Source organism: Agrobacterium sp. SUL3, from assembly GCF_001263295.1.
Taxonomy (GTDB): Bacteria; Pseudomonadota; Alphaproteobacteria; order Rhizobiales; family Rhizobiaceae; genus Agrobacterium; species Agrobacterium tomkonis.
This window is the reverse complement of sequence record NZ_KQ414501.1, coordinates 112429-133396: the sequence shown is the minus strand read 5'-3', so window position 1 is coordinate 133396 and position 20968 is coordinate 112429. Positions and strand designations below refer to the sequence as shown.

The 20968-nt window shown below is 58.1% G+C and carries 25 protein-coding genes; 8 read left to right on the top strand and 17 right to left on the bottom strand.

Annotation, left to right across the window (positions count from 1 at the left end; translation table 11 throughout):
• Window positions 1-58: 58 nt before the first annotated feature.
• Complete coding sequence (locus AKG12_RS10030; RefSeq protein WP_052818688.1) at window positions 59-1435, top strand: MFS transporter; 1377 nt, start codon at window positions 59-61, stop codon at window positions 1433-1435.
• A gap of 60 nt (window positions 1436-1495) precedes the next feature.
• Here the strand turns inward: AKG12_RS10030 and phaR are convergent, their stop codons facing one another.
• On the bottom strand, window positions 1496-2071 hold the full coding sequence (phaR, locus tag AKG12_RS10025; protein ID WP_046799645.1) for a polyhydroxyalkanoate synthesis repressor PhaR: 576 nt from the start codon (window positions 2069-2071) through the stop codon (window positions 1496-1498).
• A 243-nt stretch (window positions 2072-2314) separates the two neighbouring features.
• On the opposite strand from phaR, the gene AKG12_RS10020 reads away from it, so the two are divergent.
• The 4 genes from AKG12_RS10020 to bfr all read left to right on the top strand — a co-directional run bounded on the left by AKG12_RS10020 (window position 2315) and on the right by bfr (window position 5421).
• Complete coding sequence (locus tag AKG12_RS10020) at window positions 2315-3496, top strand: acetyl-CoA C-acetyltransferase (protein WP_052818687.1); 1182 nt, start codon at window positions 2315-2317, stop codon at window positions 3494-3496.
• Between the two features lie 170 nt (window positions 3497-3666).
• Window positions 3667-4392: an acetoacetyl-CoA reductase gene (gene phbB, locus AKG12_RS10015; protein ID WP_046799762.1), complete on the top strand. Its 726-nt coding sequence runs from the start codon at window positions 3667-3669 to the stop codon at window positions 4390-4392.
• 266 nt (window positions 4393-4658) lie between these two features.
• Entirely contained in the window at window positions 4659-4970 is a 312-nt protein-coding gene (locus tag AKG12_RS29320) for a (2Fe-2S)-binding protein (RefSeq protein ID WP_080600126.1), read from the top strand.
• Entirely contained in the window at window positions 4936-5421 is a 486-nt protein-coding gene (gene bfr / locus AKG12_RS10005) for a bacterioferritin (protein WP_046799648.1), read from the top strand. Before AKG12_RS29320 ends, bfr begins: the two co-directional genes overlap by 35 nt.
• Window positions 5422-5469: 48 nt before the next feature.
• On the opposite strand, the gene AKG12_RS10000 is transcribed toward bfr, so the two are convergent.
• The 14 genes from AKG12_RS10000 to rplU all read right to left on the bottom strand — a co-directional run bounded on the left by AKG12_RS10000 (window position 5470) and on the right by rplU (window position 17793).
• Window positions 5470-5982, bottom strand: coding sequence for an RNA pyrophosphohydrolase (locus AKG12_RS10000; protein WP_080841823.1), 513 nt, complete (start codon window positions 5980-5982; stop codon window positions 5470-5472).
• A gap of 56 nt (window positions 5983-6038) precedes the next feature.
• Window positions 6039-7238: a divergent polysaccharide deacetylase family protein gene (locus AKG12_RS09995; RefSeq protein WP_052818685.1), complete on the bottom strand. Its 1200-nt coding sequence runs from the start codon at window positions 7236-7238 to the stop codon at window positions 6039-6041.
• Window positions 7239-7403: 165 nt separating this feature from the next.
• Window positions 7404-8732, bottom strand: coding sequence for a S41 family peptidase (locus tag AKG12_RS09990; protein ID WP_046799651.1), 1329 nt, complete (start codon window positions 8730-8732; stop codon window positions 7404-7406).
• Entirely contained in the window at window positions 8722-10119 is a 1398-nt protein-coding gene (locus AKG12_RS09985; RefSeq protein ID WP_052818684.1) for a murein hydrolase activator EnvC family protein, read from the bottom strand. Before AKG12_RS09985 ends, AKG12_RS09990 begins: the two co-directional genes overlap by 11 nt.
• A gap of 158 nt (window positions 10120-10277) precedes the next feature.
• On the bottom strand, window positions 10278-10760 hold the full coding sequence (gene rlmH / locus AKG12_RS09980; RefSeq protein ID WP_052818683.1) for a 23S rRNA (pseudouridine(1915)-N(3))-methyltransferase RlmH: 483 nt from the start codon (window positions 10758-10760) through the stop codon (window positions 10278-10280).
• A 157-nt stretch (window positions 10761-10917) separates the two neighbouring features.
• Window positions 10918-11391: a ribosome silencing factor gene (rsfS, locus tag AKG12_RS09975; RefSeq protein ID WP_225244891.1), complete on the bottom strand. Its 474-nt coding sequence runs from the start codon at window positions 11389-11391 to the stop codon at window positions 10918-10920.
• A 66-nt stretch (window positions 11392-11457) separates the two neighbouring features.
• Window positions 11458-12081, bottom strand: coding sequence for a nicotinate-nucleotide adenylyltransferase (locus tag AKG12_RS09970; RefSeq protein WP_162249033.1), 624 nt, complete (start codon window positions 12079-12081; stop codon window positions 11458-11460).
• Window positions 12082-12084: 3 nt separating this feature from the next.
• Complete coding sequence (locus AKG12_RS09965) at window positions 12085-13371, bottom strand: glutamate-5-semialdehyde dehydrogenase (RefSeq protein ID WP_052818682.1); 1287 nt, start codon at window positions 13369-13371, stop codon at window positions 12085-12087.
• Window positions 13364-14533 (bottom strand): glutamate 5-kinase, encoded by a 1170-nt coding sequence (gene proB, locus AKG12_RS09960; protein ID WP_052818681.1) that lies wholly within the window; start codon window positions 14531-14533, stop codon window positions 13364-13366. The genes AKG12_RS09965 and proB overlap by 8 nt, the downstream gene beginning before the upstream one ends.
• Entirely contained in the window at window positions 14530-15597 is a 1068-nt protein-coding gene (obgE, locus tag AKG12_RS09955) for a GTPase ObgE (RefSeq protein WP_006310970.1), read from the bottom strand. The genes proB and obgE overlap by 4 nt, the downstream gene beginning before the upstream one ends.
• Window positions 15598-15817: 220 nt before the next feature.
• Complete coding sequence (locus AKG12_RS09950) at window positions 15818-16408, bottom strand: GNAT family N-acetyltransferase (RefSeq protein ID WP_046799657.1); 591 nt, start codon at window positions 16406-16408, stop codon at window positions 15818-15820.
• Complete coding sequence (locus AKG12_RS09945; protein WP_046799658.1) at window positions 16405-17037, bottom strand: GNAT family N-acetyltransferase; 633 nt, start codon at window positions 17035-17037, stop codon at window positions 16405-16407. The genes AKG12_RS09950 and AKG12_RS09945 overlap by 4 nt, the downstream gene beginning before the upstream one ends.
• Before the next feature lie 131 nt (window positions 17038-17168).
• Window positions 17169-17438: a 50S ribosomal protein L27 gene (gene rpmA, locus AKG12_RS09940; protein WP_003492686.1), complete on the bottom strand. Its 270-nt coding sequence runs from the start codon at window positions 17436-17438 to the stop codon at window positions 17169-17171.
• A 40-nt stretch (window positions 17439-17478) separates the two neighbouring features.
• Window positions 17479-17793, bottom strand: coding sequence for a 50S ribosomal protein L21 (rplU, locus tag AKG12_RS09935; protein WP_003492690.1), 315 nt, complete (start codon window positions 17791-17793; stop codon window positions 17479-17481).
• Window positions 17794-18125: 332 nt separating this feature from the next.
• Between rplU and AKG12_RS09930 the strand changes: the two genes are divergently transcribed.
• The gene (locus AKG12_RS09930; protein ID WP_046799659.1) at window positions 18126-18566 is read left to right on the top strand and encodes a metallopeptidase family protein; all 441 of its coding nucleotides are present in this window, start codon (window positions 18126-18128) and stop codon (window positions 18564-18566) included.
• Window positions 18567-18583: 17 nt separating this feature from the next.
• On the opposite strand, the gene AKG12_RS09925 is transcribed toward AKG12_RS09930, so the two are convergent.
• Together AKG12_RS09925 and AKG12_RS09920 are read right to left on the bottom strand one after the other, a co-directional pair.
• A complete protein-coding gene (locus AKG12_RS09925) occupies window positions 18584-18790 on the bottom strand; it encodes a DUF1737 domain-containing protein (RefSeq protein ID WP_003492695.1) in 207 nt (68 codons plus the stop codon).
• Window positions 18787-19698 carry an HpcH/HpaI aldolase/citrate lyase family protein gene (locus AKG12_RS09920; protein ID WP_052818680.1) on the bottom strand — a complete coding sequence of 304 codons (912 nt, stop codon included), beginning with the start codon at window positions 19696-19698 and terminating at the stop codon, window positions 18787-18789. Before AKG12_RS09920 ends, AKG12_RS09925 begins: the two co-directional genes overlap by 4 nt.
• A 109-nt stretch (window positions 19699-19807) precedes the next feature.
• On the opposite strand from AKG12_RS09920, the gene AKG12_RS09915 reads away from it, so the two are divergent.
• Both AKG12_RS09915 and leuD read left to right on the top strand, forming a co-directional pair.
• Window positions 19808-20038 (top strand): hypothetical protein, encoded by a 231-nt coding sequence (locus tag AKG12_RS09915; RefSeq protein ID WP_052818679.1) that lies wholly within the window; start codon window positions 19808-19810, stop codon window positions 20036-20038.
• Between the two features lie 164 nt (window positions 20039-20202).
• Complete coding sequence (gene leuD, locus AKG12_RS09910; RefSeq protein ID WP_052818678.1) at window positions 20203-20808, top strand: 3-isopropylmalate dehydratase small subunit; 606 nt, start codon at window positions 20203-20205, stop codon at window positions 20806-20808.
• Window positions 20809-20968: the final 160 nt, after the last annotated feature.

Genomic DNA, 20968 nt, shown 5'->3' with positions numbered 1-20968 from the left:
GAAGCGGATGACCGGCATCCCGCACTCTATCCTTCCCGATTATCCAATAGGACGATGAATGACTGTGCCCTCCCAAAACGCGGAAACAGTGGTTGCCAAACGCGGCATCTGGGGCTGGGTCATGTTCGACTGGGCGGCACAACCATTTTTCACCGTCGTCACCACTTTCGTTTTCGGGCCTTATTTCGTCGCCCGTCTCACCGATGATCCGATTTCGGCGCAAGCGACATGGAGCAATATGGCGACGGTCTCCTCGATCATCATCGCCCTCTTCTCGCCCATCCTCGGCTCCATCGCCGACCAGTCCGGCGCGCGCAAACCGTGGATCGCCTTTTTTGCCGTTATCAAAATCGTCAGCCTGTTTTTCCTCTGGTTTGCAGCGCCGGGCTCACCGCTTGTCCTGCCGATCATCTGTATGATCCTTGCCTCCATCGCGGCGGAATTTTCGATTGTCTTCAACGACTCCATGATGCCGCGACTGACCAACCCGCAAAATGTCGGGCGCATTTCCAATCTCGCCTGGGGGCTCGGTTATCTCGGCGGCATGGTGGTGCTGATTGCCGTGGTGACGCTTCTGGCCGCCAATCCACAAACCGGGGTGACCATCGCCGGTATCAAGCCGCTTTTCGGCCTCGATCCCGCAACCGGTGAGGACGCCAGAATAACCGGGCCCCTCGCCGCCCTCTGGTACCTCATCTTCATTCTGCCGATGTTTCTGTTGACCCCGGACGCCGACAAGGGCCTGCCCTTCGCAGCAGCGATCCGCTCGGGGCTTGGGGAGCTGAAGATCACGCTCCGCGAGCTTCGTTACCGCCCTGCGCTGTTGCGGTTCCTGATTGCACGGATGCTCTATCAGGATGGCGTCAATGGCGTTCTCATACTGGGCGGGGCCTTCGCCGCCGGCATGTTCGGCTGGGCGACAATGGAAATCGGCCTCTTCGGCATTCTCCTCAACATCGTCGCCATCGCGGGTTGTTTTGTGGCCGGGCGGGTCGATCAGAAACTCGGATCGCGCATCACTATCCTTGTCAGTCTGGTGTTGCTACTGCTCGCCACGCTCGGCATCGTCTCCACGGAAAAGGGCTCGACCCTGTTTGGCTGGATACAATTATCGACAGCGGATAATGGCGGCATCTTCGCGACAGGCGCGGAAAAAGCCTATCTGCTGTATGGCGTGTTGATCGGCCTCGCCTTCGGCCCCGTTCAGGCCTCGTCGCGCTCTTATCTCGCCCGCAATATCACCGTGGCAGAAGCGGGCCGTTATTTCGGCATTTACGCGCTTTCCGGGCGCGCCACGAGTTTCATGGCAACGCTGTCGTTTTCCATAGCAACCACTATAAGCGGCTCCGCCCATATAGGCATGGCGACGCTCATCGTATTTCTGGGAGCCGGCTTCCTGCTGTTGCTGCGGGTGCCGGAAAGAACGACAGGCTGAAAGCCAGAAGCAGCAGCCGATGCGGTGGTCAAGTCCAGCATCGGCCAGAACGACGCAGAATCAGAGCTGATCCAGTTTTTGCTGCAATGCGCGCAGCTGCGCCTTCAGCTCATCGATTTCGGACGCATTCGGCTTGCGGGTTTCCTTCGGCGCCTGCGGCATTGCGAAAGGCGTAAAACCCTGCATCGCCTGTCGGAACAGTTCCGTGTTGCGGCGGATCTGCTCTTCCATCATTTGCAGCGGTGCTTGAAAATTGCGGGCAAGCGAACCGTCGCCAAACGCCTTGGACATATGTTCCTGCATCTGACTCTGCTGATCCGAGAATGTCTTCATCGAATGTTCGAGAAATGTCGGCACGACCATCTGCATCTGGTCGCCGTAATAGGAGATCAACTGCCGCAGAAACGCCGTCGGCAGCAACGTATTACCGGTTTTGGCTTCCTGTTCGACGATGATCTGCGTCAGAACCGCATGGGTGATGTCTTCGGACGACTTGGCGTCCTGAACCTTGAAGTCCTCGCCGCGCTTGACCATCTGCGCCAGATCGTCGAGCGTCACATAAGTGCTGGTGCCGGTATTATAGAGCCGCCGGTTGGCGTATTTTTTAATGATTGTTTCGCCGTCGTGTTTCGCCATGCCCGCCTCCTCGCGATGATGGTATTTTCTTGTTTTTTGGTGTTCTTGCTCTTCCCGTCGCAAAGTGTATGCGCAAAACAAGCCCTCTGACAAATGTTTTGTGCATCGCAACAGTTTGTTTTTTGCGCAGCAATTTTCCGCAAGATTCCCGAGTGATTTAGCAACATCTTTTAAAGCAACTTTCGGCATTTGACTTGTATTGAAAGCTTTGCCAGTCTCCGCCCGCATGTGAGGAGAATAGAGATGACCCTGCCTTCAATCGTGATTGCCAGCGCCGCGCGCACCGCCGTCGGTTCCTTCAATGGCCACTTCGCCAACACGCCCGCCCACGAGCTGGGCGCAACCGTCATCAATGCCGTGCTGGAACGCGCGGGTGTTGCGGCGAATGAAATCGATGAAGTTATTCTCGGTCAGGTGCTGACGGCAGGCGAAGGGCAGAACCCCGCGCGGCAGGCGGCCATGAAAGCCGGCATACCGCAGGAAGCGACCGCCTTCGGCCTCAATCAGCTCTGCGGATCCGGCCTGCGCGCCGTGGCGCTGGGCATGCAGCAGATCGTGACCGGCGACGCGAACATTGTCATTGCCGGCGGACAGGAATCCATGTCCATGGCGCCTCACTGCGCGCATCTGCGCGGCGGTGTAAAGATGGGCGATTTCAAAATGATCGACACCATGCTGAAGGACGGCCTGACCGACGCCTTTTATGGCTACCACATGGGCATCACCGCCGAAAATATCGCCCGCCAATGGCAGCTTTCCCGTGATGAGCAGGATCAATTCGCTGTCGCATCGCAAAACAAGGCTGAAGCCGCACAGAACGCCGGGCGTTTCGCCGATGAAATCGTCGCCTTCACGGTCAAAGGCCGCAAAGCCGATATCGTCATCGATGCCGACGAACATATCCGCGCCGGCGCTACGCTGGAAACCATGGCAAAGCTTCGCCCCGCCTTCGACAAGGAAGGCACGGTGACAGCAGGCAATGCCTCCGGTCTGAATGATGGCGCAGCCGCCACACTTTTGATGTCGGAACAGGAGGCGGGAAAGCGCGGCATCAGGCCGCTGGCCCGTATCGCCTCCTGGGCGACGGCGGGTGTCGATCCGCAGATCATGGGCACCGGCCCCATTCCCGCCTCCCGCAAGGCGCTGGCCAAGGCCGGTTGGTCTATCAACGATATTGGTCTCGTTGAGGCCAGCGAGGCCTTTGCGGCCCAATCCTGCGCGGTCGTGCGCGAACTGGGCCTCGATCCCGATGTCGTCAACGTCAATGGCGGGGCGATTGCCATCGGCCATCCGATCGGCGCTTCCGGTGCACGCGTCCTGAATACGCTGATTTTCGAAATGCGCCGCCGTAACGTGTCGAAGGGTCTCGCAACGCTCTGCATCGGCGGCGGCATGGGTGTCGCCATGTGCATCGAAGCGCTCTGAAAACCGCCGCACGACTTGCCAAAAAGCAATTCCGGTTCAGTGCACAATAGGGTAGAAGCAGCCTCCCATTGGCCGCATTTCTATGGCCGTTGAGCACGACGAACGAGTTCTGCAATAGTTGGGAGCGCTCGCATATTGAGACGCTTCGTTGACAGGTCATGGAGGCCGATATGAGCCGGGTTGCTTTGATTTCCGGCGGGACGAGCGGCATAGGTGCTGCAATCGCCCGCACCCTGCAGGCGGCCGGCTATCGCGTGGCCGTCAACTATGCCTTCACGACCGACAGGGCGGAAGCATTCCAGAAAGAAACCGGCATCCCTGCTTTTCAGTGGGACGTTCGAGATTACGACGCCTGCGTCGACGGCATTGCAAAGGTGGAAGAGACCTTCGGTCCCGTCGAGGTTCTTGTCAACAACGCCGGCATCACCCGCGATGCGATGTTTCACAAGATGTCGCCGCAGCAATGGCGCGAGGTGATCGACACCAATCTCACCGGCGTCTTCAACATGACGCATCCGGTCTGGCCGGGCATGCGAGATCGCGGCTTTGGCCGCATCGTCAACATTTCCTCCATCAATGGCCAGAAGGGCCAGGCGGGGCAAGCCAACTATTCCGCCTCCAAAGCAGGCGATATCGGCTTCACCAAGGCGCTCGCCCAGGAAGGCGCCAGCCGCAACATCACCGTCAACGCCATCTGCCCCGGCTATATCGGCACCGAGATGGTGAGAGCGATACCGGAAAAAGTACTTGCCGAACGGATCGTCCCGCAGATTCCGGTCGGGCGGCTGGGCGAACCGGAAGAAATTGCCCGTTGCGTCCTGTTTCTCGTTTCCGACGAGGCGGGCTTCATCACCGGTTCCACCATGACGGCCAATGGCGGGCAATATTTCGCCTGAGATCGGCTGCTCTTCACTTAGGCGACAGCTAAATCAGTAAACTTTTCGTGATGATTACTCCGGTAATATTGCCAAGCACAAAAACTTGAGCACGAAACACTGGAAAGTATCACACGCTAAACCAATGAAAATACGATAGTTTTTGTATAGTTTAGAATGAGTCTAGAAATTCCACGCCGATTCAAAAAGAGGTTTTTCTTGACATTTGGTGTCCTGTTTTGGTTTAAGAACGAAAACAACGTGTTGCGTCATACAGGCAGTCCATCATGCTGGTTTGCAGCTGCAATTACATCACTGATCACGATATCCGGGACGTTATCAACGAACTCCTCGACGAGGACTGTTGGCAGCTGATCGTCCCGGCGAAAGTGTATCACGCCATGGAAAAACGTGGTCGCTGCTGCGGCTGTTTCCCGACCGTTGTCGATCTGATCATCAAGACCACCGAAGAATATCACGCCCGTCGCCACTCGACTGAGGCCGATGTTTTTGATTTTATGTCCCGCCTGAAGCGATTCCATGAAGAGAACAGGAGAGCGGACATTGAAAGGCGACAAAAAAGTCATCGAGCGGCTTAACGAGGCCCTTTTTCTCGAACTCGGTGCGGTGAACCAATATTGGCTTCATTACCGGCTGCTGAACGACTGGGGCTACACCAAGCTCGCAAAGAAGGAGCGCGCTGAATCCATCGAAGAGATGCAGCACGCCGACAAGATCATCGATCGTATCATCTTCCTCGAAGGCCATCCCAACCTTCAGACACTGGCTCCGCTGCGCATCGGCCAGAACGTCAAGGAAGTGCTGGAAGCCGACCTGGCGGGCGAATACGACGCACGCACCTCCTACAAGAAGTCGCGAGACATCTGTTCCGAGGCCGGAGACTACGTCTCCATGAAGCTGTTTGAAGCCCTGCTGATCGACGAAGAAGGCCATATCGACTTCCTCGAAACCCAGCTCGATCTGCTCGGCAAGATCGGCGTGGAAAAATATGGTCAGCTCAACGCCGATTCCGCCAACGAAGCGGAATAAGCTTTCGAAATTGGACAAGGAAAAGGCGGCCAATGGCCGCCTTTTTATTTATTTGCCGGAGAGGTGCCGGAACTCTGCCACCACCTGCTCGTAGACCCCGCGCTTGAACGGCACGATCAATTCCGGAAGGCTTTCCATCGGCTTCCAGCCCCAGGCATCAAATTCTGCCGTGTGGCCCGTCGGCGGCGGGTCAATCTGGATTTCACTTTCGTCGCCTTCGAAACGGAAAGCGAACCAGCGCTGCGCCTGCCCGCGATATTTGCCCCTTAAACCGATGCCGATCAGTTCGGGCGGCAGATCGTAGTTGATCCAGTCACTCGCTTCCGCAAGCAGAGTCACCGTCTTCATTCCGGTTTCTTCGTAAAGTTCACGAATAGCGGCCGTCAAGGGCCGCTCGCCATCGTCGATGCCGCCCTGCGGCATCTGCCACAATTGCGGTGAGCCGTCATATTCGGAATTGCCTTCACTGATGCGCCGGCCGGCCCAGACAAGGCCTTCGGCGTTGAGAACCATTATTCCCGCGCAGGGGCGGTAAGGCAAATCTTCTGCTTTGATTGTCATGGGAAACCCGCATTGCTGAGCGCCGCAAAAGCGCATGAAATGGCCGCGCAGAAGGTTTACTGCCCCGCCTGCTGCGAAACAAGCGCAGAAACGCCAACGATCTCGATACCACGCCCGCCCGCTTCCCGCGACCATTTGGAGATGGCGGCGATGCTTTCGTCGAAAGCCGAAGCCACACCGATCGCCTGGCCGTTGCGGCGTGCAATTCGCTCCAGCTCATCCAGCTTACGCAGGATGGCGCTTTCAGTCACTTCGCCATCAAGCAGAACATCGGCAAAACCCTGCGGCGCAGAGATCGCCTTGGCAATCCCGCCGCTCAACGACTGTGCCGATGAAGCATCATCCAGAAACAGCAGCCCGCGCTTGCCGATATCGCGCATCACCGGCTCCAGCGCCGCCTGTTCAGCAAGGAAACGCCCGCCAAGATAGTTCATGATGCCGGTGTAATTGGTGATTTTTGCCATGGAGCGATGCAGCCGGTCGATGTTGACCTTCGCAGGATCGCCGGCCAGCAGCGTGTCCGGTCCGGGATTGGTGCCAGGATAACCGAAAGGCTCCAGCGGTATCTGCAGAAGGATCTCATGGCCCTCTCGGCGCCCTTCCTGCATCCAGCGCTGCAGGCTGTTGCCGCTTGCGGCAAAACCAAGCGTCACCTCCGGTGGCAGATCGCGGATGGCCTTTTGCGAACCTGTCTGGCTGAGGCCGAGACCGCCGACGACGATTGCCACCCGAGTGCCACGGGCACCCGACCAGGGCCTTGCATATTGCTCCATCGGCCGCAGGCCATCGGCGCCGACGACCGGCAGCCGTCCGAATGCGGACTCTTCCAGCAACTCCTCATTGGGACGAGTGGCCATGCGCGGGTCCTGACCATAGGTCTGGCCACTCATCAACACCGGCCCATTTCCATCGCGGGGTCTCGGAGAATAGACCGATACGACATTGCCGTCGGGCATGGTTTCCCTGTTGATATTGGCGCCAGACCGGCCGCTTTCCGGTTTCAGGCCGGCCGTCTCAGCAGAACCGGCCCCATCGGCAACCACCGTTTCAGGCGTGCTGTGGGGCGGCTGCGGTTGAACATCCGGCCCTGGGGCCGTCTTCTGCAGATTGCCTGGCGAAAGCGCCGTATAGACGGAGAGCCCGCCGATAGAGAAAACCGCAAGCACGGACAAAACCATAATGACGGAAAAGCGCCGGTTGATACCGACGCTTTTTTTCTGACGACCCAGAAGCGGTTTTCGCAGGTCCGAAGGCAATGAACGGTCCGTCCAAACGGTCGAAGCATGTCACACAAAACTACGCGGTGGTTTGCGATAACGACATGCGGAAAAACAGGGACTTAAAGCAGAAGCAGCCAATCTGGAAATCGCGACCCGCTTTAAGCAATCGAAAAAATGCGCCGGCTGGCCGGCGCATCTATCTTACTGCTTGTTGACCACAGCCTTGTCCGGGTTCGGCGGGAAAGACGGATCAGTTTTGCCACCGCGCAGCAGATCCAGCGCATAGTTAAGCTGGATATCGTCCTTGGCTTCCGGCGGAACATAGGCGGAGGAACCCGAACCTTCGTCGGTTTCACTCTGGCCCTTGATGTGGCCGGAAAGACCGGATTCACCTTCGGTGGTCACCTTGCCTTGCAGTTCCGGCGGCAATGGCTGCTCCACCTTGATGTCAGGCTCGATGCCCGTACCCTGGATGGATTTGCCCGACGGCGTGTAATAAAGCGCCGTGGTCAGGCGCAGCGCACCCGCCTCGCCGAGCGGAATGATCGTCTGAACCGACCCCTTGCCGAAGGAGCGCGTGCCGACCACGGTCGCACGGCGCAGATCCTGCAACGCGCCGGCAACGATTTCAGAAGCCGAAGCCGAGCCGCCATTGACGAGCACGATCACCGGCTTGCCATCGGTCAGATCGCCGGCCGTCGCGTTGAAGCGGCGGGTCTCATCCGGGTTACGGCCGCGGGTCGAAACGACTTCGCCACGCTCAAGGAAAGCATCGGAGACATTGATCGCCTGATCGAGCAGACCGCCCGGATTAAGGCGCAGGTCAAGCACGTAACCCTTCAGCTTATCAGCCGGCACATCCGCCTTGATCTTCTTGATCGCCTTTTCGAGATCGTCATAGGTCTTTTCGGTAAAGGAGATGACACGCAGATAACCGACGTTGTCGCCCTCGACGCGAGACTTCACCGCACGAACGGCAATCACATCACGTACAACGGTGATTTCAAGCGGCTTGTCCGCGCCCTGGCGGATGACCGTCAGCTTGATCGGCGTCTTGACCGCACCACGCATCTTTTCAACAGCCTGCTCCAGCTTGAGGCCGCGAACCGGTGTACCGTCAATTTCCGAAATGAAGTCGCCAGCAAGAATACCCGCGCGGGAAGCCGGCGTATCATCCATCGGCGAGATGACTTTGACCAGTTCGTTTTCCATGGTCACTTCGATGCCGAGACCGCCGAACTCACCCTTGGTCTGGGTGCGCATGTCGGTGGCATCCTTGGCATTCATAAAGCTGGAATGCGGATCGAGCGAGCTGAGCATGCCGTTAATGGCATTCTCCACCAGCTTCTCGTCATCCGGCGGCGTCACATATTGCGCGCGCACGCGCTCGAACACGTCGCCGAATATCGACAACTCCTTGTAGGTCGAAGGCCCGGCCGCCTGTGCCGGCATGCTCGCCGAATAAATCACGCTCATCGCCGTGGCGCCCATAAGCCCACCGATAAGGAGAAGCGAAACCTTACGAATCATTGTGCGCCCTTCCGGTATTTTTTGCGGTCCACCAAGGTTGGGAATCAACCGGCACACCATCTTTCCTGAACTCAATGTAAAGCGTTGGCCTGTCGGTTTCCAGCGCCAATGCTGCCGCACTCGCTACTCTTTTTGCACCCATGGAGGCGATGGGCTCTCCGGAGAACACGAACATTCCTTGCCGCGTCCTCACATTGTCCATGCCCGTCATCACCACATGATATCCATCACCCGTGTTGAGGATGATCATCCGGCCGTAACTGCGAAAATCTCCGGCAAACACCACAAAGCCGTCTGCAGGCGCCGTCACGATGGCCTCGGGTCCGCTCGCAACGACAATTCCCTTGGAAAAATGGCCCGTACCGTCAGCATCGCCGAAACGCCTGAGCACCTCGCCCGCAACCGGAACCTCCAGTTTTCCCTTCAAACTCGCGAAGGGATATGCGGGCGCAATGCGGTTTTTATCAGGCATTCCAGCCGCTGCCGCAGCGCGTTCCTTTTCACGTTCCGCTTCCGAAAGACGGGCTACGCGCTGCTCTTCCGCCCGCGCCTTTTCCATGGCTTCCCGCACCGACGTAATCTCGCCTTCAAGCGAACTGACCAGACCTTCAAGACTGGTCGCTTTGCTCGCCAGTTCTTCGGATCGTTTGCGTTCAGCCTCAAGCTCCGAGGCCGTCTGGGTATTCTTACGGTCGTTTTCGGCAATCAACAGGTCGAGGCGTTTTTCCTCTTCCAGACTTGCCGTCATCATACCCGTAAGATCGTCCTTTTCGCGAGCGATTGCCTGCCTGAGATCGGTCAATTCTTTGAGAGCGGAAATCAGCTTGTCGGTTTCACCACGAATGCCCGGAACGACCGCACCAAGAAGAATAGCACTACGCACGGAAGCAAGTGCATCCTCCGGCGAAACGAGAAGGGCAGGTGGCGGATTTCTACCCATGCGCTGCAATGCGGCCAGAACTTCCGCCAGCACACCCCGTCTTTCACGTAACGACGCTTTGACACCGTCTTCGCGAACGGACAACTTGGCGAGGCGATCCTCACCGTCGCTGATCTTGGTTTCCAGTGCCTTGCGCCGCGCAGCAGACGCGATCAGCTCTTCCCGGATGCGGGCGCTGTCCTGATCGAGGGAAGCAATGCTTTCCTCAAGATTGCGGGACTTGTCTTCCGAAAGGCCGATACTGTCGACCAGTTCCTCCAAATCCTGCCGGTTCTGATCACGGCGCTTCTCCAGCGTCTGCAGCTCGTCCGGCGATGAATCGCCGTTCTCGGCCGGAGCCGCGCCCGCATCGTCCCGCGAATAGGCTGGACCGGCCCCCATGACGAAAGCAGCAATAACCGCGCCCGCAAGGGCAGCGCGCTGTTTTCGTTGAGACCTCTTGTCCATTTGAACTTTCTTTGATGCCGAAGCAGAAGCGCCGATACTAGGGATTTTGCTGCGATCTTCCAAGAGGCTTGAAAGAGGGCAACCGCAAAGCCATCTGCGCCTTTTCGTGTCGCGGAGCTTCATGTTAAAATTGAGACGATTTTTACACCAACACCCGCTCAAACCCGATGATAAGGGTGACCGGAAAGGATTGTGACGGCGCGGTAAAGCTGTTCGGCGATCAGAATACGAACGATCTGGTGCGGCCAGGTGAGCTTTCCCAGATTGAGAACAGCCGCCGCCCTGTCGTAAAGCGCGGGGTCGAGACCGTCAGCCCCGCCAATGGCAATGATGAGTTCGCGCTTGCCGCTATCGCGCAGGTCGCCAAAAAACGTGGCAAAAGCCGAACTATCCAGCGCCTTGCCGCGCTCGTCGAGAAGCACCAGCACTGAACCGTCGGCCAGATGTTTTTCGAGCATCGCCGCTTCTTCGCGCTTGCGCGTCTCCGCATTCGACGCCCGGCTTTCCGCAACCTCGATCACCCGCGAAAACTCCAGCCCGATTGCCGGGCCGGTCTTCGCGAGACGTTCGATATAACGGGTCGCAAGATCCTTTTCAGGGCCGGTTTTAAGCCGTCCCACCGCAAAAATCGAAATCCGCATCGCAAACCTGTGACTGTCGTGACAAACAGGGTCACGCTCTTAACAGCATAGAATGCGGATTCCTATGCGGCCGGTTCGATTTCCGGCCAGAGACATCGTGCCGAAGGCAAAGATGACCTTCGGCAAACACGATGCACTCGATCAAAGGCTCACCGCATCAATGCAGCGTTTCTTCCGACATTTCCGGCGTCGCCCACATTTTTTCAATGTTGTAGAAGGCGCGGATTTCCGGACGGAACACATGAACGATGACATCGCCGGCGTCGATCAGCACCCAGTCCCCGGTCTCCAGACCTTCGACGCGGGCGTTGCCGAACCCCTCATCCTTCATATCCTTGAGAAGGTGCTCGCAAATCGCCGAAACATGCCTGTTCGATCGCCCGGAGACTACGACCATGTAGTCCGCAAGCGCCGATTTTCCGGCAATGTTGAGAGATACGATATCTTCAGCCTTGGAGTCCTCGAGGCTCGCGAGGACGGTTTCGAGGGCATGATCGGCGGCATCGTCGCCACTGTCCTGGCCCTTCGGGATAGCAACAAATGCTTTTCCCTTGCTGTGTACTGTTGTCAGAGGTTTTCCCTTTCCAAGAATGACAAAACAGATACTGCGCGACGCGATTCTCTGCGTCACACAATAAAGGTGGCATCAAAGCATTAACTTTTCAAGATATGGAGCCTTCAACGACCGCCGCATACATCATTTGTGATTATTGCGCAGCGCCGTGGAACTGAGCGTCGAACGCGGACCATGGATGAAGACCCAGGCGGGAGCCCGTTTTTTCCATAAAACCCCCGCATCATCCTCGTCTATCCGCGCCTGGCTGAAAGCCTGCGCCATGGTGGAGGAAAGGTAAGATAGAGTGGAGCCGGGACGGTCGATCACGGCAATCGGAAAGGTTTCGGCAATCGTGCGCCACTTCTGCCAGCGATGAAAGCTTTTCAGATTGTCGGCGCCCATGATCCAGATGAAGCGAACATGCGGATTTTTCGCCTTCACCTTGGCAAGCGTATTGGCCGTATAGCTGATGCCCAGCGATTTTTCGAAGGCCGTCACCTTGATGCGCGGATCGCTCACGAGTTTTTCGCAGGCGGCGATACGGTCTTCAAGGGACGCCAGTTCGGAACGGCTTTTCAGCGGATTGCCCGGCGTGACCATCCACCAGAGCTGGTCGAGACCCAGCCTGCGGAGCGCAATCTCGGCAACAAGCGCGTGGCCGGCATGCGGCGGATTAAAAGAGCCGCCGAACAGCCCGACGACCATACCGCGCTCCGCATGCGGCATGGTGAGATAACGTCGGTCAAGGCGCTTCTCAGTCGGCAAATATCAGGTCCGTGTCTGGCCGGTGCCATGCACACGGTATTTGAACGAAGTAAGCTGCTCGACGCCAACGGGGCCGCGCGCATGCATCTTGCCGGTGGCGATGCCTATTTCCGCACCCATGCCGAATTCGCCGCCATCGGCAAATTGCGTCGAAGCATTATGCAGCAGAATGGCCGAATCGAGCTCATTGAAGAAGCGTTCGACCACTTGAGGGTCCTCAGCGATCACCGCTTCGGTATGGTTGGAGGAATAGGTGCCGATATGGTCGATCGCACCGGAAATGCCATCCACGACAGCAACCGAAATGATCGCATCGAGATATTCGGTGCGCCAGTCCTCTTCCGTCGCGGCCTTCAGGCCCTCAACCACATGACGAACCGCCTGCGAACCACGCACCTCGCAACCGGCTGCGATCAAGCCATGGACGAGTGGCGCCAGATGTGTGGAAACAGCAGCGGCATCCACCAGCAGGGTTTCGGCCGCGCCGCAAATGCCGGTGCGGCGCATCTTGGCGTTGACGACGATGCGTTTCGCCATATCGAGATCGGCCGATGCATCGACATAGATATGGCAAATGCCTTCCAGATGCGCAAAGACCGGCACCCGCGCTTCCGACTGCACCCGGGCAACCAGGCTTTTGCCGCCACGCGGCACAATCACGTCAACGGTGCCGTTCAGTCCACCCAAAAGCGCGCCGACGGCGGCACGGTCCGTCACCGGCACCAGCTGGATGGCATGTTCGGGCAGACCGGCGATCTTCAAACCTTCCACAAGGCAGGCATGGATAGCACGCGATGAATGTTGCGAATCCGATCCGCCGCGCAGGATGACGGCATTACCGGCCTTCAGGCAGAGCGCACCGGCATCCGCCGTCACATTCGGGCGGCTTTCGTAGATAACACCGATGACGCCGAGCGGCGTACGCACGCGCTCGATCTTCAGCCCGTTAGGACGATCCCAGGCAGCGATGACCTCGCCAACCGGATCGGCCAGCGCAGCAACGGAGCGGATGCCTTCGGCAATACCGGCAATCCGCGCCTCGTTGAGGGTAAGCCTGTCCACGAAGGAAGCGGCAAGCCCGGCAGTGTCCGCAGCCGCCAGATCTTTCTTATTGGCGGCAAGGATCACATCCCTCGACGCCTCGATGGCGGATGCCATGGCAAGAAGCGCACGGTTTTTCTGGTCCGTCCCTGCGATGGACAACGGTCGCGAAGCAGCTTTTGCCTGAGCGCCGATGGTCATCATCAGCGCGTCAATATCATGGCTCTGCTTCACGGCCTGTTCAGGCATGGACCTCATCCTTTTTTGCATTCTTAATTTTGACGGCGGCGCCGGTCATCACAAGGTCGTCGCGATGGATCATCGCCGCCCGCCCGACATAACCGAGAATAGCCTCGATCTCATTGGACTTGTGGCCGATGATAAGACGCGCCTCATCCGCGTCATAACCCGCAAGACCGCGCGCGACCTCCCGGCCTTCGACACCGATAATGGCGATTGCATCGCCGCGGCCGAAATTGCCCTTCACCACCCTCACGCCCGCGGGAAGCAGGCTCTTGCCGGCATAAAGGGCTTTTTCCGCGCCGGCATCCACATGGATTTCGCCGGCCGGCTGCAATTGCCCGGCAATCCAGGTCTTGCGCGCCGTCACCGGCGTGCCAGAAGGAGCAAACCACGAGGAACGAGCGCCGTTTTCGATCGCCTTCAGCGGATTGAGCGTCTTGCCGGAAGCGATGATCATGCCACAACCGGCAGCGGTTGCGATCTTGCCCGCATCGATCTTGGTGCGCATGCCGCCACGTGAAAGCTCGGATGCCGCACCGCCGGCCATGGCCTCGATTTCAGGCGTAATATCGGCGATCGTCTCCAGGAATTTCGCATCGGGATCGAGATGCGGCGGAGCCGTGTAAAGCCCGTCAATGTCCGACAGCAGCACCAGCAGATCAGCACCCGTCATGGTCGCCACGCGTGCGGCCAGACGGTCATTGTCGCCATAACGAATTTCGGTGGTTGCCACGGTATCGTTTTCATTGATGATCGGGATGGCGCCGATCTTCAGCAACTGATTGATGGTGGCGCGCGCATTGAGATAACGGCGACGCTCTTCGGTATCGGAGAGCGTCAGCAGAATCTGGCCAGCGACGATCTCATGCCGCGACAGGCTTTCCGACCATGCCCGCGCCAGCGCGATCTGGCCGACGGCCGCCGCCGCCTGGCTCTCCTCCAGCTTCAACGCACCGGAGGGCAGGCCAAGCACGGTGCGGCCAAGCGCTATGGCGCCCGAAGACACGACCTGGACATCCGCGCCGTTTTTCTTCAGCACAGCGATATCCTCGCAGATGGCGTCCAGCCAGTCTTTCTTGAGGCCGGTTTTACGGTCCACCAGAAGCGCCGACCCGATCTTGATGACGATCCGGTGGTGGCTGCCCAGCGGCTTGCGCGTCAGGCTCATAGGCGGTCGTCCTCTTCCTCGACCTCGCTCTCATGCGGCATCGACCGGTCTGGAAGGGCGGTATCGCCGCCATTGCTTGCCGAAACGATGATATCGCGAAGGGCGCGCAGCGCTTCCGTCATGCCGATATGCGCGGCAGCCGACAGAAGAAGCGGCGGACGACCGCAGGCCTTTTCCAGTTCCTTGGCCTTTTTCTTCAGTTCTTTCTCATCAAGCACGTCGATCTGCGACAGCGCCACGATTTCCGGCTTGTCGGTCAGGCCACCACCATAAGCATCCAGCTCGGCCTTGACAGTCTTATAGGCCTTGCCGACCTTTTCTTCCTGTGCGGAGACGAGGTGCAGAAGCACACGGGTACGCTCCACATGGCCAAGGAACCGGTCACCGATGCCGACGCCCTCATGCGCACCTTCGATCAAGCCCGGAATATCAGCCAGTACGAATTCACGACCATCGATGGTCGCCACGCCGAGGTTCGGATGAAGGGTGGTGAAGGGATAATTGGCGATCTTCGGACGCGCGCGCGTAACCGTCGCAAGAAATGTGGATTTACCCGCATTTGGCAGACCGACCAGACCAGCATCGGCAATCAGCTTAAGCCGCAGCCAGATCGTCTTTTCTTCACCAGCCAGACCCGGATTGGCATGGGTAGGCGCCTGATTGGTGGAGGACTTGAAGTAAGCATTGCCGAAACCGCCATTGCCACCGGCGGCAAGACGAAAACGCTGGCCCTCCTTGGTGAGGTCCATGATCAGCGTTTCATTGTCTTCTTCGAAAATCTGGGTGCCAACAGGGACTTTCAGCACCACGTCCGAACCCTTGGCGCCGGTGCGGGTCTTGCCCATGCCGTGCTGTCCAATCGAGGCCTTGAAATGCTGCTGGAAGCGAAAGTCAATCAGTGTGTTGAGACCATTGACCACTTCGACCCAGACGTCGCCACCGCGTCCGCCGTCACCACCGTCAGGGCCGCCGAACTCGATGAATTTTTCACGCCGGAAGGAAACGGCGCCAGCACCACCATCACCGGACTTGATATAGACTTTTGCTTCATCGAGAAATTTCATCGGACTGCCGTTCTATCGGTTTGCGGACGCAACAATCTTGCCGTTGCGTCAAACAAAAATATCGTCGTTTCGAATACAAGCGCTTCGTCACGAGGTCAAAGACTATCGTGCGGGAAGCCCCTGCGTGAGACAAGGCCGGTCTGGGGTAAACCGGCCTTGTTCAAAGCATCGGGCCGAAAAGTGTATAGCGGTTTTCGGAAAACCCGATGCTCCTTAAGTGTCAGCGGTGCGGCCGGATGAAATCCTCAGCCGTGATCATCGTATCGATATGCGCCACCATGGCGGCGCGTGCCGTGGCGTAGATCTGGTGGCAGCCGGTCACCCGGAAGCCGAGTTTTTCCTGGACACGCAGCGAAGCGGGATTATCCGCAAACACGCCGGAATGAAGGATCACCCCCGGCATGCGGCGGAAGAACCGCTCGACCACGGCGGCCACCGCCTCGGTCATGTAACCCTTGCCCCAGTAGAAACGGTTGAGCCAGTAGCCGAGATGCCACTCGCCGTGCCGCAACTCCACCGAGACCACACCGATCAGGGTATCGTCGCCACTGGTGATGGCGAAATCCCAGTCGGGCAGCGTGCCGGAGGTACGCAGCACCAACCATTCCAGCGCATCCTGCTTATGGTAGGGCGCAGGAACGCGGGCCAGCATCTTCGTCACGGCGAAATCGCCAAGCGATTCCGCAATGCTGCCAGCATCGGAAAGCCGCTGCGGCCGCAACACCAGACGCCGCGTCTCGATGACGGGGCAGGGGCCGGGCGGCGCTGCGGCGGTGGTGGCCCGGCGGCGGGTCAGTTCGAGCGCACTCATCCCATGTCCCCCCAGCTCTTCAGCGAAACCCAGGTCTTGCGGTCCAGCCTGTACCATTCGACCGGCACCATGCCACCGAGCGCCAGCGAGCCGACCATGCCGGACCCCTGGAACTGGAAACCGCACTTCTGGATGACGCGGCGCGAAGCGATGTTGGTGACCCGGCAACGGGCATCGATCTGGTCGATTTCACGCGTGCGGAAGGCCATGTCGATCAGCGCATGCGCCGCTTCCGTCATGTAACCCCGGTTCCAGTAGGGTTCCCCCAGCCAGTAACCGATTTCCAGGGTCTTTTCATCTTCCTGGGGTTCCAGCGCGCAGCAGCCCAGAAACTCGCCATTGTCCATGCGGGTAATCGCATAGACGCACTTGCCAATCTCGCCAGCTTTGGAGCGTCGCACAAAATCCGCGGCGTCTTTGGCCGTGTAAGGGTGCGGCATACGCGACACCATGGTCGCGATATTGGCATTGTTGGCAAGATGGGCAAGGGCGTCGATGTCTTCTTCGTGAGGCTTGCGTAAAACCAGCCTCTGCGACAGTAAAACGGGGCAATCGCTCCTCGACCGATCGGGCCTCGGCCGTTCCTCGGGTGACCGTGATTGGTCATCCCTTAACAATTCAGCTTGCATGGTTCAGTCCCTCCATGAGGTTAAAGAAAAAGGGGAGTTGGGTGGTGCCCCATCTCCCCTGTTTTCTTGACTGAACCTGATACGTCTCAGCCGGGTCGATGGGACACCGGCTGCATATGACGCTTACCGGCTTATTCTGCGGCTTCCGCTTTCGGAGCCACGGATACGAACACGCGGCCGTTGGCCTTCGTGCGGAAGTTTACATTGCCTGCGGTCAGCGCAAAAATCGTGTGGTCCTTGCCGATGCCGACGTTGGCGCCCGGATGCCACTGCGTACCGCGCTGGCGCAGAATAATGTTGCCTGGAATGACGGCTTCGCCGCCGAACTTCTTCACGCCAAGGCGCTTGGATTCGGAATCGCGACCGTTACGCGAGGAACCGCCAGCTTTTTTGTGTGCCATTGGAGTTCTCCTTTAAACCTTGTTTCCCGTGTCGCGCCGATCAGGCAGCAACGATGTCCGTGATGCGGACGACAGTGTGATGCTGACGATGGCCGCGCGAACGCTTGGAGTTCTGACGACGACGCTTCTTGAAGGCGATGACCTTCTTGCCGCGATTGTGCTCGACAACTTCAGCCTTGACGATGGCGCCCTTGACAAAGGGTGCACCGAACTTGGCGTCGGCGCCTTCGCCAACAACGAGAACTTCGGTGAATTCTACAGTTGCGCCTGCCTCTGCTTCCAGCTTTTCGATGGTCAGCACGGCGTCGGCTGCTACGCGGTACTGCTTACCGCCGGTCTTGATGACTGCGAACATTTGTTATCCTTTCATGTTCGTTCCGGCTCTGCCCGCCAAAGCAAGCTGGCCGTCTTTTTATCAGTCGGAATTTGGTAGAAACCCGTCGGGACAGGCTGTCCCTTTGAATGTCTGCCGGTGAAGCCGCCTTTTTAAGGACGGAATAAACGGAAGGCGCACTACGCCATCAATTTGGGTGCCGATTACGCGAGACGCCGGTTTATGTCAAGATGACGACGGCTTGAAAAGTAACTGTAACGCCAAGAATTTCATGCTTTTTCGGCGGGTGAAGCAGTCAGGTCTCGAAATTTGCGCAGCAAGTGTTTATATGGGCCTACCAACAAGGAGCAGAAATGGCCCGCATAGACCAGACCGACGATTGGCGGGACCGCCATGCGCCGACAATTTCCGCCTTCGAGTCGCTTGCGATCGAGGCATATGGCCACCTGCCAGAAGAATTCCGCGCACTGACGAAGGATCTCATCATCGAGATCGCGGATTTTCCGACCGACGAAGTCTTCGAGGACATGGCGCTCGAAACGCCCTTCGATCTTCTCGGACTATTCGAGGGTCGTGGCATCTCCGAACGTTTCACCATGGAAACGGGCGAGATGGTGAACCGCATCACGCTCTATCGCCGCCCCATTCTCGACTATTGGGCCGAGAATGAGGAAACGCTTGGCGACATCATCACCCATGTCCTCATCCATGAAATCGGCCATCATTTCGGCCTTTCGGATGATGACATGGAGCGGATAGAGGAAAGCGCCGACGAGGCCGCTGCAGAGCGATAGCCCCGCCGCGGCGCATCTTATTGTTCGCCGAGCTTCATATCCGGATGATATTCCTTGCCCTCGACCACCTTGGTCACGGCTTGGCCGCAATGCATGACGCCGCTTGCGGCGTTGAAGGCATAGCTCGGTGAGCCGGCAAGTTCCCATCCCTTGTTTAGCGCCTCTGTGACCCGGTGACAGAATTTTGAGTCATCGGGGCCGGTTATGAAACGATAGACCTTCACGTCTTTTCTGCCTTTCTTTGGGCGATGATATCGGCCATGGCGACCAGCCGTTCGGCCTCAACCACATGCAGCCGCTCAATCATCCGCCCGTTCATGTTGATGACGTTCAATTCCACAGATTCCGGTTTTGCGAAAGCGGCAATAATCTCGCGGGCTTCCGCAACCGACGCCTCATCCGGGCCGAAATGCCGGTTGGCCGGTTCGATCTGGGCCGGATGGATCAGCATCTTACCGTCAAAGCCCATCGCGCGTCCCTGTTCGCATTCGACCTGAAAAGCCGCGATATCGCGAAAATCATTGGAGACGCTGTCAATGACATCGAGGCCATAGGCCCGGGCGGCCAGCACCACCTGCATCATCCATGGCACAAGATAGGCGCGACCGGGCAAGGCCGGAACACGTGTTTCCTTGCGCAGATCGTTGAGGCCGATGACGAAAGCGGTAAGCCGGGCATCCGGCGTGTGGGCGGCATCGGCGATCGACGCAGCGTTGAGAACACCGAGCGGCGTTTCGATCATAGCCCAGATTTTCAATGCCTGCGGCGCGTCCGCCTCCGCCAGAAGGTCGGCCACTTCATGAATATCGGCGGGCTGCTCCACCTTCGGCAGAAGAACCGCCTGCGGTCGGCAGGAAAGCACGAGCTGCAAATCCGCCTTTCCATCCGGAGTGGAGAGCGGGTTGATGCGGATAATCGCCTCGCGCCCGGCAAAGGGTGCGTCTAAAAACAGCTTTTCGAGATTTTCCCGCGCCTTGCCCTTCATGTCGGGCGCGACGGAATCCTCAAGATCGAGGATCACGCCGTCGCAATCGAGATCGCGGATTTTTTCGAGTGCTCGGATATTTATGGCCGGAACCGACAGCAGCGAACGGCGCGGTCTCACAAGAATATTTTCAGAAAAATTGACCATGCCGCACTTGTGTCAAGCTTTTGTGACATCTGCAAGCTGACAATCCACTGAATCCTCTTGCAAGCCGGAAGAAGAAGGCCCACATTCGTCTGGAAAGAAAGGTTGAATCATGCAAGGCATCCGTTCATTTTTCATCGCCGCCTCTGGCATCGCAATTCTGGCCATGGCTGCTCTTTTCACGGCGTCGCTCACGGTCGCTTTTATCGGCGTGCTCGCCGTTCTCAGCGCTGCCCGAATGCTTTCCGCGCGCCTTAAGCCGGCCCCCATCCCCGTCAAGCCTCGCCAGCAGCGCGATATGCGCGTCTGGAACGATGGCAAAGGCACGATTATCGATCTCTGAGATCGTTTTAATCGGGTCAAAATGCGAGGACGCTGCACGAGGCGTACCGAAGAACGCGGGTTTGCGCTTCTAAAGCGCCAAGTTTTGCAGTATTTCCCGAAAGAGAACATCCGGCAGGCTTTGCCCGCGCCGGATTTGTTCAAGGGAAACACGGGAAGCGACAGATGGAAAAATTCACCAAGCTGACGGGCGTCGCCGCGCCCATGCCGGTGGTCAATATCGACACCGATATGATCATTCCGAAAGACTATCTGAAGACCATCAAACGCACGGGCCTTGGCAAGGGCCTCTTCGCCGAGTCGCGTTACCTTGAGGATGGCTCGCCCAATCCGGATTTCGTTCTGAACAAGCCCGCGTACCAGAACGCCCAGATTCTGGTGGCTGGCGACAATTTCGGCTGCGGCTCCTCGCGCGAACATGCGCCATGGGCACTTCTCGATTTCGGCATCCGCTGCGTGATATCCACCAGCTTTGCCGATATCTTCTACAATAACTGTTTCAAGAACGGCATCCTGCCTGTTGTCGTCAGCCCCGAGAACCTCGAAAAGCTGCTTGATGACGCCTCGCGGGGATCGAATGCCGTTCTGTCCATCGATCTGGAACGCCAGGAAATCAGTGGTCCCGATGGCGGCATCATCACCTTCGAGATTGATGAATTCAAGCGCCATTGCATGCTGAACGGCCTCGATGACATCGGCCTGACCATGGAGCATTCCGGCGCCATCGACACTTTCGAAAAGGCCAACGCCTCGGTCCGTCCCTGGGCCTGATCATATTTACGCTCTTCAAAAAAAGCCGATCCCGTACCAAACCGTACCGGATCGGCTTTTGCTTTGCTTGAAAAGCCCTTGAGGCGGAGATAAGAAGCCCTCGATCCCGTCCGGCTGGCGATACGACCTGGCAAGGACGGAAACGAGTTTGACGCCGCGC